The 18,900-nt window shown below is 36.3% G+C and carries 18 protein-coding genes; 4 read left to right on the forward strand and 14 right to left on the reverse strand.

Annotated elements, in window-relative coordinates:
* Window positions 1–61: 61 nt before the first annotated feature.
* Window positions 62–661 carry a LysE/ArgO family amino acid transporter gene (locus BEN71_RS13400; RefSeq protein WP_068974761.1) on the reverse strand — a complete coding sequence of 200 codons (600 nt, stop codon included), beginning with the start codon at window positions 659–661 and terminating at the stop codon, window positions 62–64.
* A gap of 209 nt (window positions 662–870) precedes the next feature.
* Between BEN71_RS13400 and BEN71_RS13405 the strand changes: the two genes are divergently transcribed.
* Window positions 871–1,758 carry a LysR family transcriptional regulator ArgP gene (locus tag BEN71_RS13405; RefSeq protein WP_068974762.1) on the forward strand — a complete coding sequence of 296 codons (888 nt, stop codon included), beginning with the start codon at window positions 871–873 and terminating at the stop codon, window positions 1,756–1,758.
* 70 nt (window positions 1,759–1,828) lie between these two features.
* On the opposite strand, the gene BEN71_RS13410 is transcribed toward BEN71_RS13405, so the two are convergent.
* Both BEN71_RS13410 and BEN71_RS13415 read right to left on the reverse strand, forming a co-directional pair.
* Window positions 1,829–2,407 carry a YceI family protein gene (locus tag BEN71_RS13410; protein WP_068974763.1) on the reverse strand — a complete coding sequence of 193 codons (579 nt, stop codon included), beginning with the start codon at window positions 2,405–2,407 and terminating at the stop codon, window positions 1,829–1,831.
* A gap of 81 nt (window positions 2,408–2,488) precedes the next feature.
* Entirely contained in the window at window positions 2,489–3,055 is a 567-nt protein-coding gene (locus BEN71_RS13415; RefSeq protein ID WP_068974764.1) for a nicotinate-nicotinamide nucleotide adenylyltransferase, read from the reverse strand.
* A 101-nt stretch (window positions 3,056–3,156) separates the two neighbouring features.
* On the opposite strand from BEN71_RS13415, the gene BEN71_RS13420 reads away from it, so the two are divergent.
* From BEN71_RS13420 to BEN71_RS13430, 3 genes are all read left to right on the forward strand, one after another.
* On the forward strand, window positions 3,157–3,957 hold the full coding sequence (locus BEN71_RS13420; RefSeq protein WP_068974765.1) for an enoyl-CoA hydratase: 801 nt from the start codon (window positions 3,157–3,159) through the stop codon (window positions 3,955–3,957).
* Window positions 3,958–4,404: 447 nt separating this feature from the next.
* Window positions 4,405–5,537, forward strand: a protein-coding gene (locus BEN71_RS13425; RefSeq protein ID WP_223155595.1) for an IS3-like element ISAba14 family transposase whose coding sequence is annotated in 2 segments (ribosomal slippage) — window positions 4,405–4,657 and window positions 4,657–5,537 — 1,134 coding nt in all. Because the reading frame shifts where the segments join, the coding sequence is not laid out codon by codon here.
* Window positions 5,538–5,549: 12 nt separating this feature from the next.
* A complete protein-coding gene (locus BEN71_RS13430) occupies window positions 5,550–6,302 on the forward strand; it encodes a nitroreductase family protein (protein WP_068975742.1) in 753 nt (250 codons plus the stop codon).
* A gap of 124 nt (window positions 6,303–6,426) precedes the next feature.
* On the opposite strand, the gene BEN71_RS13435 is transcribed toward BEN71_RS13430, so the two are convergent.
* From BEN71_RS13435 to BEN71_RS13485, 11 genes are all read right to left on the reverse strand, one after another.
* Window positions 6,427–7,272 (reverse strand): FkbM family methyltransferase, encoded by an 846-nt coding sequence (locus BEN71_RS13435; RefSeq protein ID WP_068975741.1) that lies wholly within the window; start codon window positions 7,270–7,272, stop codon window positions 6,427–6,429.
* 82 nt (window positions 7,273–7,354) lie between these two features.
* On the reverse strand, window positions 7,355–7,669 hold the full coding sequence (locus tag BEN71_RS13440) for an NGG1p interacting factor NIF3 (RefSeq protein WP_068975740.1): 315 nt from the start codon (window positions 7,667–7,669) through the stop codon (window positions 7,355–7,357).
* Between the two features lie 22 nt (window positions 7,670–7,691).
* Entirely contained in the window at window positions 7,692–9,005 is a 1,314-nt protein-coding gene (locus tag BEN71_RS13445) for a hypothetical protein (protein ID WP_068975739.1), read from the reverse strand.
* A gap of 10 nt (window positions 9,006–9,015) precedes the next feature.
* Window positions 9,016–9,897 carry a hypothetical protein gene (locus BEN71_RS13450; RefSeq protein ID WP_100249710.1) on the reverse strand — a complete coding sequence of 294 codons (882 nt, stop codon included), beginning with the start codon at window positions 9,895–9,897 and terminating at the stop codon, window positions 9,016–9,018.
* Between the two features lie 39 nt (window positions 9,898–9,936).
* A complete protein-coding gene (locus BEN71_RS13455; protein ID WP_039251835.1) occupies window positions 9,937–10,869 on the reverse strand; it encodes an IS5-like element ISAha3 family transposase in 933 nt (310 codons plus the stop codon).
* Between the two features lie 117 nt (window positions 10,870–10,986).
* Window positions 10,987–13,983 (reverse strand): DNA gyrase subunit A, encoded by a 2,997-nt coding sequence (gene gyrA / locus BEN71_RS13460; protein WP_068973549.1) that lies wholly within the window; start codon window positions 13,981–13,983, stop codon window positions 10,987–10,989.
* A gap of 258 nt (window positions 13,984–14,241) precedes the next feature.
* A complete protein-coding gene (locus BEN71_RS13465) occupies window positions 14,242–14,910 on the reverse strand; it encodes a hypothetical protein (protein ID WP_068973548.1) in 669 nt (222 codons plus the stop codon).
* A 403-nt stretch (window positions 14,911–15,313) separates the two neighbouring features.
* Window positions 15,314–16,204: a zinc ribbon domain-containing protein gene (locus BEN71_RS13470; protein ID WP_068973547.1), complete on the reverse strand. Its 891-nt coding sequence runs from the start codon at window positions 16,202–16,204 to the stop codon at window positions 15,314–15,316.
* 62 nt (window positions 16,205–16,266) lie between these two features.
* On the reverse strand, window positions 16,267–17,007 hold the full coding sequence (locus BEN71_RS13475) for a hypothetical protein (RefSeq protein WP_068973546.1): 741 nt from the start codon (window positions 17,005–17,007) through the stop codon (window positions 16,267–16,269).
* 98 nt (window positions 17,008–17,105) lie between these two features.
* The gene (locus BEN71_RS13480; protein ID WP_068973545.1) at window positions 17,106–17,765 is read right to left on the reverse strand and encodes a hypothetical protein; all 660 of its coding nucleotides are present in this window, start codon (window positions 17,763–17,765) and stop codon (window positions 17,106–17,108) included.
* A 187-nt stretch (window positions 17,766–17,952) separates the two neighbouring features.
* A complete protein-coding gene (locus tag BEN71_RS13485) occupies window positions 17,953–18,885 on the reverse strand; it encodes an FAD-binding protein (RefSeq protein WP_068973544.1) in 933 nt (310 codons plus the stop codon).
* Window positions 18,886–18,900: the final 15 nt, after the last annotated feature.

The raw sequence follows: 18,900 nt of genomic DNA on the forward strand, positions 1-18,900 counted from the left end.
TCCTTGCGCCATATATGGCTCAGGGATGAGGCGCTTGCTCCGCAAGAGGATGAGGGAAATTTTAAATCACCAATGAAATCGCAATTCCCCACATCACCACTCCAATGATAAAATCTAATATTTTCCATGCTTTAGGATTTTGAAAAATAGGCAATAATAATCGCGCACCATAACCCAACGTAAAAAAGAATAGCCAAGATGCTGTGATTGCACCCATTGCAAAATACATTGCTGTCGTCTCAAACTTTGTCGAAATTGAACCAATCAACACCACGGTATCCAGATACACATGTGGATTCAGCCAAGTTAATGCCAAACAAATCAAAATCATTTTGAATAAATTTGATTCACTATTTTCACTCGGTAATAAACTGCTTGATGTTTTAAAGGCTTGAATAAAATGTTGCGCGCCGTAAAAAAATAGAAACGTCGCACCAAAATACTTCGCCCAATTTACAATTTCAGGATGACTTTGTACTACATGTGAAAAACCCAGTACGCCCAATAAGATCAAAATCGAATCTGAAGCTGCACAAATCACACACAGCCAAAAAACATATTGCTTTTTTAAGCCTTGCTTGAGGATAAATGCATTTTGCGCCCCAATCGCAATAATCAGACTGAATCCTACAGCCATCCCCTGTATATAACTCTGCAACATTTAACACTACACTTTTAACATTTCTATCAATCACGCTATTATCTTCACTTATGCTATAAAGTGAGTATTTCTAAATAAATATAATCATTACTGAGTTTTTCTTAGCTTTAATAACTATGCTATTTTTAGTCAGAGATCTTTAATTCTTCGATAAATTAATGATCTTTAGCAATTAATATATCCACCTTTGCAATAGAGTCGATTGGAAGATGTTACAAAGTAAACATAGTGAAGCTTTCTTGGCTGTCGCAGAAACAGGAAGTTTTGAACAGGCTGCACAGCGTCTAAACATCACAGCGTCTGCAGTGACATTACGCTTACAGAGCTTGGAAAAAAGTCTAGGGCATCTACTTATTGTTAGAGAACGCCCCTGCAAACCGACACAGGTTGGACAGTCACTGTTGCATTATTTACAACACAGCAAATTGCTTGAGCAGAACTTTTTGCAAAATTTGACAGGGCAAACAGCTTCTTCTTTTTATCAGGTCAATATCGCAACCAATGCTGATTCTTTAGCAACATGGCTATTGCCTGTTTTAAAATCGTGTCTGGTTGAAAATCAGATTGTGGTACATTTTCAGGTCGATGATCAGTCACAGACGCATCATTTACTTGAAGCCGGATTAGTCAATGCGTGTGTGACCACAGAAGCCCAAGCCATGAAAGGTTGCAGTGCAGCGTATATTGGCACTATGCATTATCATTTTGTCGCGACCTCTGCGTTTTGTCAGCAATGGTTTAAAAATGGTGTCAATCGTGAATCAATTCGGCTCGCACCTGCCCTTATTTTCAATCCCAAAGATGGTATGCATACTGATTATATACAAAAGAATTTTGGTTTAAATGTCGCACAATATCCACATCACTTTATTCCCTCATCACATGGTTTTGTCGATGCGATTGCTATGGGCTTAGGTTATGGCTGGTTACCTTATTATCAAGCCAAAGATTTTTTTACTAATGGTACTTTGATCGAAGTTTCTCCAGCACTTCAAATTGATTTACCACTCTATTGGCATCATTGGAAACAACAATCCAAGCAACTTGATCAAATTACCCAAGTGCTAAAAACAACGGCACAAAGTGTTTTGCAATAAGGATGTATAGGGGCAATAATGTATTAGAGTAGCAACATTCAGATTTATAAATCACATGCAACACAATGCTCTATTGTGCTTTCCATTGTCCATTCACTTGAATATTCACTTTTTCTCCGACACCACCCACAGCTTTTTTCATCCCAAAATCACTACGGTTAATCGTCGTAGATGAATTAAAATCCAAAAGTTTCGGATTACTCGTATTCGGTTTAATCGTCGCATCAAATATGACTGATTTAGTCACATTACGTAGCGTTAAATTGCCAATAATTTGATACTTATTGTTTGAAAGTGCTTTAAAACTTGTACTTTTAAAAGATACTGAAGGATACTTAGCCGCATAAAATAAATCCTCACCAAAGATCATATTCTTCAAGGAAGATTTATTGATGCTTAGGCTATTTACATCCATTACAAATTCAGTCGATGCTTTTTGTGGTGCTTTTACATCAAAGTTAAGTGAAGATTGCACACGCTTAAACTGCCCTTTGACAATGCTTATTCCCATTGAATCTATATTGAACCCAACCCGACTCGATGGCGTTAAAGTCCAGTTTGTGGCAAATGCGCTTGTACTCAATACAGCAGTCGAAAAAATAACAGCTTTGGCAATCTTTTGATTCAATCGTTTTTGATTCAATTGCATGATATATCCTTAACTTTGTTTTAGCCTTAGCAGTACAAGGTCTGGTTTACTGCCTGCAAAGCTTCATTCTATGCAATAAAGTTAGAGATTCGATTTGTCCTGAGTGTCGAATTTGTGTTGCAATTGTTGATACATATCACTTTTTTTAAAGTTTTGTAAAAATTCTATCGTTCCTTGTGGAAATTCCGTGTGTTTAATTTCACCTCGATAGTATGCTTCTCGTAATGGTGTAGCAGAAATTGAACCAACTAAGCTGTCTAATTCAACCATTTCCCATTCAGGAAATAATTTTAAATAATAAGATGAATCATCTTTGAAATGACCGATTAATCCGATTTTATCTTGAGGTTTGACGACTTCATTGACCAATGATTTTACCAATTTAACCCATTTCACATCATTATAAACATCAATCACATGCACGAATTTAATGCGTTTTTGATCGGCTTCAGAAAAATTCGATAAAATCATCTGTTCCCTTTCTTGGGCTAGAAAAGGATTTTTGGTATTTCGCTCATTCTGTGCTGAACCGAGTGCCAAAATCACGTATTGGCTTTGTTGTAATGCAATACTCACGGTTTGCATATGTGCCAAATGAAAAGGCTGAAAACGTCCAATATAGACAAGATCATCAAATTTATAAGTCATAAAAATCATTTTTTATGAACTCACCAGTTGCAACATATTTTCAAATATGCGACATAATGAGGGCATAAAATCCAATTAAATTTTAAAGCAAGGATAGTACGATGACATTTCGTTGTATTCAACAACCGCATCAACATTTAAACGCAAATTTAGAAAATGGTGTACTGACTTTATCAATTAACCGACCAGAAGCAAAAAATGCCTTGTACGGTGAATTGTATCTTTGGATTGCGTCAGCTTTAGATGAAGCAGATCAAGATAACAGTGTCCGTGTTGTGATTTTACGTGGTGCAGGTGCTGACTTTAGTGCTGGCAATGACATGAAAGACTTTCTACAGTCTTTACAGAATAAACAAGAAGGTAAAGAAGGTGATGGACCTCCTTTTGTGTTATTAAAATCAGCAGCACGTTTTTCTAAGCCTTTGATTTGTGCAGTGCGCGGTGTTGCAATTGGGATTGGTGTAACGATTCTTCTGCATGCAGATCTCGTCTATGCAGACAATACAGCCCTCTTCCAAATTCCATTTGTCAGCTTAGGACTTTCTCCTGAAGGTGCTTCGAGCAAACTGCTTATTCAACAAGCGGGCTATCATAAAGCGGCTGAATTGCTTTTAACCGCTCAGAAGTTTAACAGTGAAAAAGCTTTAAGTGCTGGTTTAATCAATAGTATTGAAGATGATGTCTATGGTCATGCTTTACACCAAGCCCAAACGCTTGCGGCATTGCCTTTGGCTTCAATTAAACAAACTAAAGCCTTGATGAAACACAATCTTGAAGAAATTATTCAATGTGTAGATGATGAAGCCGTGGTCTTTATGCAACGTGTAAAATCACCTGAAATGGCTGAAGCTGTTGCAGCATTTATGCAAAAGCGTAAACCTGATTTTGCTCAATTTAACTAACGTTACACAGTAACATAAAAGCAGTTTTTGCTTCTCGATCAATATGGATACGCGATAACGTCATCCGCAACGTGTTTGAGGCAGGACTACTTTTAATCAGATATGTTTCTGCGATGTATTCAATAGTTTGACGGAAGTGGACGAGTTTTGCGGATGACAATGGTTTTGCCTCCTTTTCCCGAAAGAAAAGGAGGTCGAGCCGAAGGCTAATCCCTAAATTAAAACTTTTGATGTAAGACTCCGTCAAAAACTACAAAACCATTTTAAATCTTCATAAAAAATTTCAATAAGGTTAAACCAATGCCACAAGACTCTACTGAAAAGAAGCGTTATTACGAACCTGCACCACAAGATATTGAAGAGATGGATCCGTAAATTTGAACAACTCCTATAAGTGATATTCTGCTCCTCAAATGATGTTATAAACATCAATATATGGAGTATTTTATGGCACGTAGACCAAGAAGAAATCATTCAAATGATTTTAAAGCTAAGGTAGCACTTGCTGCGATTAAAGCAGAAAAAACACTTGCTGAATTGAGTGCTGAGTTTGATGTTCATCAAAACCAAATTATTGACTGGAAAAATCAATTGATCTCAGCTTCCTCGCAAGCTTTCGATCAATCAAAAGCTCCAACAGAACCACCCATCGATCTAAAAAAACTACATGCAAAAATCGGTGAGCAGGCATTAGAAATTGATTTTTTAGAAGGTGTGTTGAAGAAACTGGGCCGCTTCAACCACAAAAGTTAATCGACGACTCACTTCAGATTTCAGTATCTAAGCAAGCTAAGCTGCTGAAAGTCTCCCGTGGTTGTTATTACTATCGCCCAAAACCTGTGAGTGCATCAGATCTGAAGCTGATGCGATGTATTGATGAATTACATATGCAATATCCTTTTGCAGGCAGTCGTATGATGCGTGATTTGTTGAATCGTCAAGGACATCATATAGGACGACGTCATACACGTACTTTAATGAAGAAAATGGGTATTCAGGCGTTATATTGCAAACCAAATTTAAGCCAGGCTAATCAAGCTCACCGTAAATATCCATATCTGCTCAAAGGGTTGGCTATTCAGCGCAGTAATCAAGTGTGGTCTACGGATATAACGTATATCCCTATGGCAAAAGGCTTTGTTTATTTATGTGCTGTGATTGATTGGCATAGCCGCAAGGTACTTGCGCATAGGGTATCGATTAGTATGGAGGTGGATTTTTGTATTTCGGCTTTAAATGAAGCGATTGAAAAATATGGTCGACCTGAAATATTTAATACAGACCAAGGCAGCCAGTTTACCAGTGATGCATTTATTGATGTATTGAAATCAAATGGCATTCAAATCAGTATGGATGGTAAAGGTCGATGGGTAGATAATGTGATGGTTGAACGATTATGGCGGAGCGTTAAATATGAAGAGGTGTATCTCAAAGCTTATAGCAGTGTCACAGATGCGAAAAAGCAATTAAGTGCATATTTTGAGTTTTATAATTTGAAACGACCTCATTCGAGTCTAGACAAAATGACACCAAATGAGTTTTACTATGATCAGCTACCCCAACAAAACAAGGTGGCTTAACTAGAGCGGAATATCACTTATAAATACGCTTTTAGTTGTTCAAACAAGTGGGACCACCTCTTTGATGTCAATAATTTCCGCAAGGTTGTAGAAAGTCGTCGTTCTGTACGTAAATTTACCGATAAAGCGATTCCTGCTGAAATTTTAGATGCATGTTTAGATCTGGCATTACTTGCTCCAAACTCTTCAAATCTACAACCTTGGACGTTTTATGTGGTTCAAAATCCTGCCAAGAAAAAGCAATTGGTCAAAGCGTGTATGAGTCAGTGGTCTGCACGTACCGCGGCTGAGTTAATTGTCTGTGTCGCTCGTACTGACCGTGTTGACGAAATGGCGAAAAAGAATATTTCTGAATTCCCTTTTCCAGAAATTCCACCTTTGGTCAAAAAATATTATAAATTTATTCCATACAATTATAAAACGGGCTATTTCAATGCATTGGGTAATTTCAAAAAAGTTGCCTTTAAAGTGGCACGAACTTTAGATAAACAAATGCCTGTGACCGCTTTTAATCAAGCTGATGCGGTATTGTGGGCAACTAAAACCACTGCCTTAGCCTGTGAAAATTTAGTCTTGGCTTTACGTGCTTATGGTTTTGATAGCTGTATGATGGAAGGATTTGACGAGCCTTTGGTACGTAAAATTCTCAATCTTGGTGATCTCGAATATCCTGTGATGGTGATTGGTGCAGGTGAACGTGCTGAAGATGGTGTGTTCTTTCCACAATATCGCTTTGATCGTGATTTGTTTATCCAGAGAGTTTAAGTCATTGTGAATATTTAAATTGATCATCATAGACAAGTAATAAGTTTTAACTTGTCTATGCGATTAGCTAATTTAAGCTTTGATTTTGGTAAGTTTATTTATGACTTATTTTTGGATTTAATCATTAAAAATTTGTTTGTAAATACTCAACATATTCATGCTTGGCAGATTCGGATAAAACCTGACGCTCCTCAAGTAAGATCACACAACGCAAAGCCAAATCATAAGAACGATAGGCATAATGAGCAATCACAGCCAATTGCTTAAGTTGTTCATTATTCATTAATTCAGGTTTTGAGAAGTCACGTACATAAACTAAATCTGCTTCCAAAAGCTGATTTAGTGGCTGTGCTGGATTCTGATTCAATACCATCGGAGATATAGGCCAATGTTTTACCGCAGCAAAACAATGTGGCACAAAACCTTGTGATCTCAACTCAATATCAATTTCCCCAAAGCCTGCTTGGTTTTGATACAACGTCATAAAAGACACTTCAGTTTGAATCGCGACTGCAGTTTTTAATTGTTGATGTCCATGCTTAAAAACATTGAGTTCACCACCTTGTATATCAATTTTTAAATAATCCACGTGCTGTATTTCATGAATATCATCAAATCGAATGGTTGGAACATTCACTCGCTCTAATACTTCACCAAGAGGTAAATAGAAATCAAATACTTGGAGTACCTCTGGATTGGGTTCAAATAAACTGGTCATCCCCGATGAGCGACAAATACGTAGCTGATGCTCTGCCCCATCCCCCACCACATAGGGCAAATAATTTTCCAGTTCGCTTTTTTGTTGATTTAATATTGCTAAAGCATGTGTTTGTGGTTCAAAACCCACCACTTCACAAATTTTCAGATCAAGCATTGTTTTATACGGTGGCTCTCCATCAATTGGATTTGCACCAATATCAACAACTTTAGTTCTATTTTTAGGTTTTAAAAGCTGATAAAAAAAATCCATTGCATCAATTTTTATAAAATATATTTTGTTAAATTCTCATTTTTAAACGCATAAAACAATGGTTTTTTCTCAATATTTTAGCTTACTCGATTTCAATCATCTGAATAAACTCAAAGGCAGGTTCTTCATAAGGATGGCTTGCCTTTAAAGCCTGTGCCACTAATTTTGCTTGATCCTCTGGAACAATGGTTTCCACACGCCATTCTGGAATTTGCTCCAAAGTATTCAATTCACCAATAAATGGCTTTGCATCTTTAACAGGTTTAAATTGCCCTGTGCCTAAAACTTGCCATGCACAGTGTTCATAATTTCCGATCCCACCTGCGCCTGCTGAAAATATTGCTACTTTTGTAGTTTCTAGGTGCGATTCAGGGACATAATAGATGAGTTTTAACATGATTATAATTCTCCCAAATACACTATTCTAAAGGCTTACTTAGATCATAACCTGTTCTGCTTTTTGATGGTTCAACTTGATTTTCGCGGTATAATCCATATAAACCAAGATCATGCCAATAAACATGCTTAGGCAATGATACTAACGCTTTAATTTGTTGAAATACATATATTTTAGTTCTAGATTCATGATCAAATTTTCGAGTAAAATAAACTTTAGCAACCTGATAAAAAACAGTAATTTGCATCAATACTATAGATACATATGTAAAAAATATAAAGTCGTCAAATAAAGCAAATACAAACCAAAATAAAAGTATAAATACACCAATAAAAATCATTGTAATAATGGCTTCAGTCCACCCAAATTTTTCACTGATCGTCGTGGGCTGATCTTCATCTAAGTACAAATATTTTTCACCATCGTACATATACCAAATGTAATAGCCTTTATCATCTGGAAATTGTGTCAATATAACATTAACTTCTTGCTTATTTTTTAAATGAAATTCATCAAAATAACCATAAATTGAGAGCCCATTCAGTGTTGCAGTGACCTCTGTAAATGGATCTGTATGAATATCATCTTTGGGTATTTGTATTTTTTTAATCTCTTGGATCATACCCTTTTGAAGTTGCAACTTAAATTTAAGCTCTTGAAACTCGGTTAAGCTTTCAGCATTTCTATTGCTACACATTCGGTCAACAATTTCTTTTGTTTGATTTGAACTATGTTTCTTAGCAATATTAATCACATGCTCCATAAAATATAAATTTGGAATAACCTCAAAATAAGAGTTTGTCATTCTTAGATATTTTAATTGTTCTTGCTCCATATTCGGAAGATTAAGCAGTTCGAATACTTTTTTTGAAAATCTATGCTTAGTTTTACTTAGATTTTTAAAACTAAAATAGAATGCGAGAAGCATTGAAAAAATCATGATAAATAAAGCATATTTAGCAATATCAAAATAATAGATCGTTCCATCCATAACCAATTGATAAAGTGCTAATTCTGCAATCAGAATCACGATTAATGCTGTCGTATAATATACAAGTTTACGCAATTTTTCTTTTAAAGAATTCGGATTCACTTCATAAATCAATGGATCTAAATACAAATAGCCATTTTCTAAATTCAGTACAGCATCAATTTGATCATGCTTTCCATGAAATATAATTTCAACTCTATCACCGAATTTAAAATAAACGTTATTTTTCAAATATAATGTATAATTAGTTTGATTGACAATAAGCGTAATTTTATAAGATCTTTCATTTAGGATGATTTTTTCTATTTTTCCTTCTATCATTCGAAGGTCTGATTCTACGAACATTTAATTCACCTTATTTTTCTTTTAAATCGTATCCTGTTCTGCTTTTTCTGCCTAGAAATTCATAATAAATTGAATATTTATTTAAATTTTTATGACCACCAAAAATTTTATATACTCCCAAATCTTTTAATTGCTGCTCAACAATATATTCAACATCAATTTTATCATAGAAAAATATATGGTAAATAAATACCGCCCAATATAAAATTGAAATAGGTATTATTAACATTAAAGATAATAAGTAAAAATACTTAAATTCAAAATCTATACCTGAATCATAACTTGAAGCAATAGATACTATGAACATTAAAACTAAAATAGAGACCAGTATAATAAAATATAAAACAAAATTATCTTTAAACTTTAAGTTCAATCCTCCTATGTATGGATGATCTTCATCTAAATATAAAATATGATGATCACATAAAATTGCCCAAATATAAAAACCATTAAGATCTGAATTTTTAGAAATTACAGCTTTAACCTTTTTACCATTTTTAATTTCAAACTCGTCAAAATATCCATAAACCTCCTTATCTTTTATCATTGCTTTCACTTCAATAAAAGGATTTGTATTATATTGATCCTTTTTTAATCGTATTTTTTGAACTCGCTTTATTATGCCTATAACTTCTTCGATTTCGAATTGTTGAGCATCCAACTCTGTCACATTAGTTTCATATTTCTTATTTATTTTTTCATCTAATTGCTTTTTCACAAGTTCTAAAGAATTATTATTTTTCAATTCTAATATTATTTTCGCATGATAAATATTTCTAATCTTTTCAAAATATGAATTTCGATATTGCAAACGTTTAAGGTGCTCTTTATCTAAATCAGGGAAATCGCTCAATTTAAATATATGTTTTAATTTTACTCGGCTTTGTTGCATAAACATTCAAAAGCTGAGTTTTCCCCAATCCATTCAAATTTAAGTGACAACTTGGGTGTGAGGTCTACCTAATTCCGTAAATCTATTCAGAACTGCCACACGCGCATGAATTTCATTGACCTGACTTTGAAAATGTCTTGCCGTCAGCTTATCTCCTAATAATTTGATGCAATGCATCTTGGTTTCCACCAAACTACGACGGTGATAACCCGACCATTTTTTCCATAGGGTTCTGCCTAAATGTTTAACCGTTTGAAGTAACTCATTTCGTTCTATTGAACTTATTTTAGAATCTTTCCAGGGCTTGGCATTCTTTCTGGGTGGAATTACTGCATGTGCTTGACGATCTGAAATCACTTTTCTGCAGCACTTCGTGTCGTACGCGCCATCGGTATAGACAGAATCTATTCGCTCATCTAGTGGAATTTGATCCAGTAAATCACCTAGTACTTGTGAATCACTGACATTATTTGTAGTAAGCTGAACGGCACGTATTTGCAGTGTTTCAGCATCTATACCAATATGCAGTTTACGCCATTGCCGACGGTATTCAGGCTGATGTTTTTTACGCTTCCATTCGCCTTCACCTAAAAACTTTAAACCCGTAGAGTCGACAAGTAGGTGTAACCCATCATGACTTTTCTGATAGCTTATCGCAATATCAATATGCTTTTGTCGTCTACAAAGGGTGGAGTAATCTGGTGCTGTCCAATTCAAGCCACAGAGTTTAATCAGGCTTTGAACAAAGCCAGTAACCATACGTAAAGAAAGACGGAATAGAGATTTGATCATTAAACAGCATTGAATCGCTGTATCGGAATAAGTTTGATTTCGTCCTTGCTTGCCTTGTGGTTGTGCATACCATTGCGTCTTAGGATCAAACCAGATTGAAATATTTCCTCGCTTGATTAAAGCTTGGTTATACGAGGACCAATTGGTTGTACGGTAAGTTTTAGGTGCAGGCTTCTTCATCTGGAAATTATATTGCTAAAGAAGCCCTCAAGAATAGCTTTGTGCAACAAAGCCATTACCAATAATAAAAGGGTGCCTAAGCGCCCTTTTATTATATATAAAAAACTGTCTATAACACTACTCGTCAGACTCATTATCCATAGAATCAGTGTCACCTTCTTCCATGATTGTTTCATCACCAACGAGCGTTTCATTATCCACTAAAGCTGCACCATCAACCACTTCAGGTGCATCTAAAACTTCATCTTCTTCAACGGCATCTACAGCCACAACACCAACTAAGATTTCTTCATTACCCAAACGGATCAAACGAACACCTTGTGCATTACGACCTGTTTGTGCAATTTCAGAAGCACGAGTACGGACTAAAGTACCACCATCAGAAATCAACATCACTTCTTTGGTCACATCAATCGCAACTGCACCAACCAATTCACCATTACGTTCAGAGGTCTTAATGGCGATGATGCCTTTACCACCACGTTTCTTGGTTGGGAAGTCATCCACAGGAGTACGTTTACCATAACCATTTGCAGAAGCACACAACACTTCACCAGTTTCAGGAACTACTACCAATGAAACGATACGACTGATAAAGTTCGAATCTGAAGAATCCTCATCATCTGAATCTACATCAGTTTCAGTTTCTTCATCCGCTTGAGCCGCAGCAAGTGTTACACGCATACCACGAACACCTTTCGCAGTACGACCCATCACACGCGCATCCGTTTCAGAGAAGCGAATTGCTTTACCTTCATTCGAGAACAACATGATTTGCTGCTCGCCATCGGTAATTGCAACACCAATCAAGGTATCTTCTTCTTTCAACTCAATTGCACGTAAACCATTTGAACGAACATTACTAAATTGTTCTAATTCAACACGTTTAACTGTACCTGAAGCTGTTGCCATGAAGACATAGAAGTTTTTACGAACATTTTCAGCACGTTCAGCAAACTCAGCAACCAGCTCGTCATCACAATCAGACGCTGTTAATTCTGCACTGAGCTCTTTTAACTGAACACGTAATGCAGGTGATAAATCATCTGGATTTTCACCCAATTCTGCAAATGCAGATTTTAGTGCTTCGTAATGACCATCTATGATTTCATTTTCACGAAGTTTAGCCACATTCGAACGCACAAAAGTTCTAAACTCAGTTAAACGTTCTGTAAATTTCTTCGGTGCATCAATCACAGGAAGAATCGCTGTAATCGTTTCAGTTGCATCCAATGGCAACAAGTTCACCATCGGACGACCTTTCGCACCACGCGATGCTTGTGGTACTTCAAACACTTTCAAGCGATAAACTTTACCGACATTGGTGAAGCAAAGTACGGTTGCATGGTTCGAAGTCACGATGAGATGTTGAATATAATCATCTTCTTTCATCGACGTTGCAGATTTACCACGTCCACCACGGCGTTGTGCGGCATAGTCAGACAATGGTTGAGTTTTTGCATAACCTGTTTTAGAAACAGTCAATACAACTTGCTCTTCTGGGATTAAATCTTCACGAGAGAAGTCGATACGTGATTCTACAATTTCCGTTTTACGCGCATCGCCATATTGTTGAAGAATCAATGCCAGTTCTTCTTTAATGACGCCCATCAATAAATTAAAGTCATTTAAAATCGCTGTAAGTTCAGCAATTTGACCTAAAATTTCAGAGTATTCCGCTTGTAATTTGTCTTGTTCAAGACCTGTCAAACGGTGTAGACGTAATTCTAAAATCGCACCGACTTGCGCAGGTGATAAACGATAAATATTGCCATCTAAACCAAATGGACGATTCGGGTCTTCGCCTTCAATCTCATCAGGGCGAACAGAAATTGCACCTGCTTTTTCAAGCAATGCAACAACACCACCGCCAGCCCACTCACCCGCTTGTAAACGCTCACGCGCTTCTTGTGGATTTGCAGACGTTTTGATGGTTTCAATAATTTCATCAATATTCGCTAAAGCAACGGTTAAACCTTCTAAGATATGACCACGCTCACGTGCTTTACGCAATTCAAACATCGTACGACGTGTGACCACTTCTTGACGATGACGAATAAACGCAGCAACAATATCTTTCAAATTCATTAACTTCGGCTGACCATTGTCTAGGCAAACCATGTTAATGCTGAACGAGTTTTCTAATTGAGTATTGAGGAATAGATTATTCACAATCACTTCAGCGTTTTCACCACGCTTCAAGTCAATTGCAATACGCATTCCTTCTTTATCAGACTCATCACGTAATTCTGAAATACCTTCGAGTTTTTTCTCTTTCACCAATTCAGCGATACGTTCAATGGTCTTCGCTTTGTTGACTTGATAAGGAATCTCAGTGAATACAATCGTATTACGACCTGTTTTTTGATCTTCTTCGATATGGTATTTACCACGAATATGCAAACGACCTTTACCTGTACGGTACGCGTCTACAATTCCTGATTTACCATAAATAATACCGCCTGTAGGGAAATCTGGACCAGATACGTGTTCCATCAACCCTTCAATTGAAATTTGTGGATTTTCAGCATAAGCCAAACATGCATTGATCACTTCAGTCATGTTGTGTGGCGCCATATTGGTCGCCATACCGACCGCAATACCTGTCACACCATTGATCAATAAGTTTGGAATACGGGTCGGCATCACTTGAGGAATGCGTTCAGAACCGTCGTAGTTATCTTCCCATTCGACTGTATCTTTTTCTAAATCAGCCAACATTTCATGGGTTAACTTACGCATACGGACTTCGGTATAACGCATTGCCGCCGCGCTATCACCATCGACAGAACCGAAGTTACCTTGACCATCAACCAATTGATAACGTAGGCTGAAATCTTGTGCCATACGAACAATCGTTTCGTATACAGCTAAATCACCATGTGGGTGATATTTACCGATCACATCCCCGACGACACGGGCAGATTTTTTATAAGCTTTGTTATAGTCGTTGCCCAACTCGTGCATAGCGAAAAGCACACGACGATGAACAGGTTTTAGACCATCTCTCACGTCTGGTAATGCACGAGATACAATCACACTCATGGCATAATCAAGATATGAGTTCTTGAGTTCATCCTCAATGGCAATCGGTCTAGTTTCCGATACGCTCATGCATACTCCTTATTTCAAACAGCGCAGACTGCAACTGCTGATTTATATGATCAAGCTAATCAAAATTTAGCTCAAAAAAAGTTGAGCCAAAATCTAAAATTCAGTCGCACAGTATAGCACAAATCCATTCGATTTTGTGCCAAACAGCATGCTTGAAAATGAGGATTTTTTGTCTTTATTTTGAACAAATTTAACGATTTATTTCCAATAAAAAACCTCCAACAATGGAGGCTAATTTTTTTATAAAATATTAGAAAATTAATGGGCATTTTTATAGTCAGAAAGCTCATTTGATTCCGCTTCTTGCGGTACGAGAATCGCCTTTTTTACATTTTTTTTATCTTGTTTCATCAGTAAATAAGTGACTTCGAATAAACCCCAAATCACTGGGAATTCATACATTTCTTCAATCAAATCTTTATACGCAAGATCATGCAAGAAAAGTGGCGCAATCATCCGACTATGTTCAACCGCATCTGAAATGATCAGTCCAATCACTGCCAATAAAAAGCTAAAAATAGGAAAGCTTATTGTTTTAAACTTTAGTGCAATTTCTTCACGCAGTTTTTTAGAAAATAGCATCAATACAACAGGTGCAATAAAGAAAATAGACAATATACGGAAGTAAATGTGCGGAACATCAGGGAAAAAATCACGCCCCCAACTAATACTGCGTCCAAACAATAAAATCCACCAAAACACCGCCCACAACCAAAACTGTTTCTTACCTTCTGGACAATCAAGCGGTCGCATATAGTAATAACTATAAACCACAAAGCTCAATAACATTAAAGCTTGAATATTCTCGATTGACAACACAACGAAGCCATCCATCAATGGTACGTGAGAGTTTGCAAGAAAAGGAATAAAAAAACACAGAACCACAAGCCCTATTGTAGGGCTTGTCAGCTTTTTGGAAATTAACATGTGGGAGAACTCCGCCCAAAAAATAGGCTATAAAATGGAATATTACCATAATATTACAATGAATATTCCTAAATAATTACACCTAAAAGTGACTGTGTATTTTATAAATTCAAAATTATTATTATATTTTTAAGGCTTAAGTTGATAACCAAGGCTAAATTTATATGTGATTATTCTTTAAAATTATCATGTAAATATAATGAGAAACCACTAAGAAATCACCTGTCAAAAATTCAACATGATCAGAAATCAACCCAATACATAAATAAAGTGAAATATTAACGAAAACTCCCATCGTCTAAGTTAGATATTTCCTGTTAGAAAAACTGAAGCCCAATCTGCAAAATTGGCAAATTATAAAAAGCAATCAAAATGGATGTGTAACGTTTTCACATCCATTGTGCTACTCGACAATTGGTGCTGTAGGCTCACTCGACTCTGGCTCGCATTCAGACATTTCCCCCTCAGAAATGCCAACTTTATAGCAAGACCATCCTATGATTTTCTTATTTTTTATTTCAGGTTTTAAATAAATATGTTCGTTCGGAAACGCTGCGAATGAACCAATAATCATACCATTCCGTATTTCAATTACATCATGAATGGATTGATCAAATTCTACTTGATCAAATTTTTCAATCTCTTGTAAATTCTCTGGTAGAACACGGGTTTCACCGAACACCCTTTCTATATTTTGCTGATAGGATCGCATCTCGGCATAACGTTGCTCATACTCGTTTGCATCAACTACAGCATCAGTTGTCACAATATCTTCCATAATCACATCTTCAACAGCAGCCTCATCATTTTCACTCTGAATGCGTAGATGCTCACGTATTTGATATTGAATTTCAGGAATAATCACACTTGTAATCAGCGTAATTACAGGTGATGCAAAAATGAATACCGCAATAATGATAAAAAACCATTTGTTATATTTCGGTTTTTTCTTTGGTTGATTTTGAGCATTTTCCCAAGCACCTTTTGCTTTGTCTTGCCACGAATCAAGTAGGATTCTCGCCTTATCTTCAATCTTTGTATTTTTATCTAAAATTGTATCCGTAATTGATTGATTTTGATTTGAATGACTATTCTGGCTTGGCTTGGTATTTGGCTGAATACTTGGATCTGGATTGAAAATATCCTGTTTGTTATTTTCACGGCGAATTGATGACTGAACATGTTGATTGCCCGTAAAGTCATCAGAACTCTTCGGATGCTTTAAACGCGCACCACATATTCCACATTTAACGGCTTCACTAATATTTTCAGCATGACACTTTTGGCATTTCATTTTAATTATTCAACTTGCTTGTTGTTATCATGTACTTCTATAGCATAGATCAAAAAACATAGCTACTTTTCACCAAAAGGGTGCTGATGACTAAACAAGCAATTTTTTAAATATTTATTCTCAATAATATTCACTGCAATACATTGCCATTCTAAATGTTGATCTCGGGTAATAATAGGATGATAGATCAACATTTTCTTAGGATCATCCGTGGGTTTCCCGATAATATTTCCATATTGGTCAAAGTAAATTTGGGTAAATGTTTTCTGGATTGTCACCTGTGTAGTCGCTAATTTTTGGTGTTGTTGAAAATATTGACTCGCTTGAATCATGGTCATTTGCATATTTAAAATGGATAAGGAGATTTGTCTTAATTCCCAATCATCCTGCACACGATTTGGATCACCTTGACTATTCTGATGTTTTATTTTGGGTAACTTACCTATTTTTTCCGCATAAGTTAATTTTTCTGCTTCATATTTAGGTTGAAGATAAAACTTTAACAGTAAGACAAGAAATAAACCCAGAAATGGCAGTACGCAAAGTATAATGATAGATACTTTAAATTTAAGCTCATTCATTTTTTTGATCGTACTAAAAACAGAATTTTTTGGCGTAGCGACAATATCTTCAACTTCAGTTCGGGCGATTTCCTTCTGCTCATTCTCTTGTATATCTAACTGAATAATTTTATTTTCAAAGTGCTGATCTTGATGTTTTTGAATAGGATTTAGCCGTGCACGACAGTTTAAACATCGCACAGCTTCTAGAATATTTTCTGCACCACACTTCTGACATTGCATTTTTATTTCTCACCTTTTCATTCTTCTTTTAATGCTCTTTTTATCCTTGATTAAATAGTGTTATTCCCTGCAACTTACTAAAATTTTAGTTTTTATAATTAGTTTTTATAAATAGACACACCTTTAATCGGAATATCTTGAATCTGGCTCATTTCAATACACCCTGTATCCGCTAGGCTCGAATCAAACCCCGAAAGATAACAATCCCATACCAATTGTTTATGCTGGTTCAAAAAAGGGACAAAAATCATCGTCATGGGTTGTGAACCTTGTATATCGGTAATCAAATAACCTTTGCCATTCATTGAAATTTGATCATTTTGCCAAGGCTTATTTTTTAGTTCACTTAGACTGCGTGGGTAACGATGATGTATAGCGTAATAACCTGCGATCTCACTCTTAATAGCAGTTAAGTCATGACGAGATTGTTCTATCAAATTCAAATCGTGTGGTACAGAGGCCGTATTTTTAGATGAACTCGAAGCTGTATGTTGTTCAAGTAAATAGGGTTTTGCAATAAAAGTAAAAAATGTCCCAATTAATGCAGGAACGAGAAACATTAAAGTACAGCCGATGATGATCCATAACTTCAATCCTTTTGGTCGGAGAATATTTCCAATAAAAGCTTTCAGCCATCGAATAAAAAAACTAGGTTCTGGCTTAACAGAACGCACTGTTATGATTTTTAGAGCGATCCCACAACTCGCACAGCGAATTGCCTCCTCAATATTCGGTGTATGACATTTTTGACAAATCATTTTTTTAATCGTTCATTATTATTTATCATTCATTATTATAACAAGTGTTTTTAGTAAAAATTAAAACTCTACAAAAAGCTAAAATTCGAACAAACTCAGTAACATAATTCCTATCATATCTATATCTTAGATCATTCATTAAAAAACGCCCCTAAAAAGGAGCGTTTTTTAAACTGAAATTACAAAATTAGATTTTAGAAACCAATTCTGGAACTACAGTATTCAAATCACCCACTAACCAGTAGTCAGCTACAGCATTGATTGGCGCTTCTTCATCTTTGTTGATCGCAACGATCACTTTAGAATCTTTCATACCCGCCAAGTGCTGAATCGCACCAGAAATACCGACAGCGATGTATAGATCAGGTGCAACAATTTTACCAGTTTGACCAACTTGCATATCGTTTGGAACGAAGCCAGCATCTACCGCAGCACGTGAAGCACCTTGAGCAGCACCAAGCTTGTCAGCAAGTGGATCAAGTACTTTATGGTAATTCTCACCAGAACCTACACCACGACCACCTGAAACAACAATACGCGCAGCAGTTAATTCTGGACGTTCAGATTTCACGATTTCTTCAGAAATGAACTTAGAAATACCAGCATCACCTGTAGAAGTCGCAGCTTCAACAGCAGCAGAACCACCTTCAGCAGCAACCGCATCAAATGCAGTACCACGAACAGTTGCAACAACAACTGATTCGCCAGATTCTACAGTTGCAATCGCGTTACCTGCATAGATTGGACGTTTGAAAGTTTTAGGACCTTCAACAGCAATGATGTCAGTGATCATGCTTACATCTAAAAGTGCAGCAGCGCGCGGTAAAATGTTTTTACCTGTAGTAGTAGAAGCAGCAAGGATGTGAGAATAACCCGCACCGATTGAAGCAACTAATTTTGCAACGTTTTCAGCCAATTGATTTGCATAAGCAGCATCATCAGCAAGTAATACTTTGCTTACACCAGCAACTTTAGCAGCTTGGTCAGCAACAGCCTGTGCACCAGAACCTGCAACCAATACAGTGATATCACCACCGATTTTTTGAGCCGCAGCAACAACGTTTAATGTTGCACCGTTAAGTGCTTTATTGTCGTGCTCAGCGATAACTAAAATACTCATGATTTTTATCCTTCT

This window comes from Acinetobacter wuhouensis (assembly GCF_001696605.3).
GTDB lineage: Bacteria > Pseudomonadota > Gammaproteobacteria > Pseudomonadales > Moraxellaceae > Acinetobacter > Acinetobacter wuhouensis.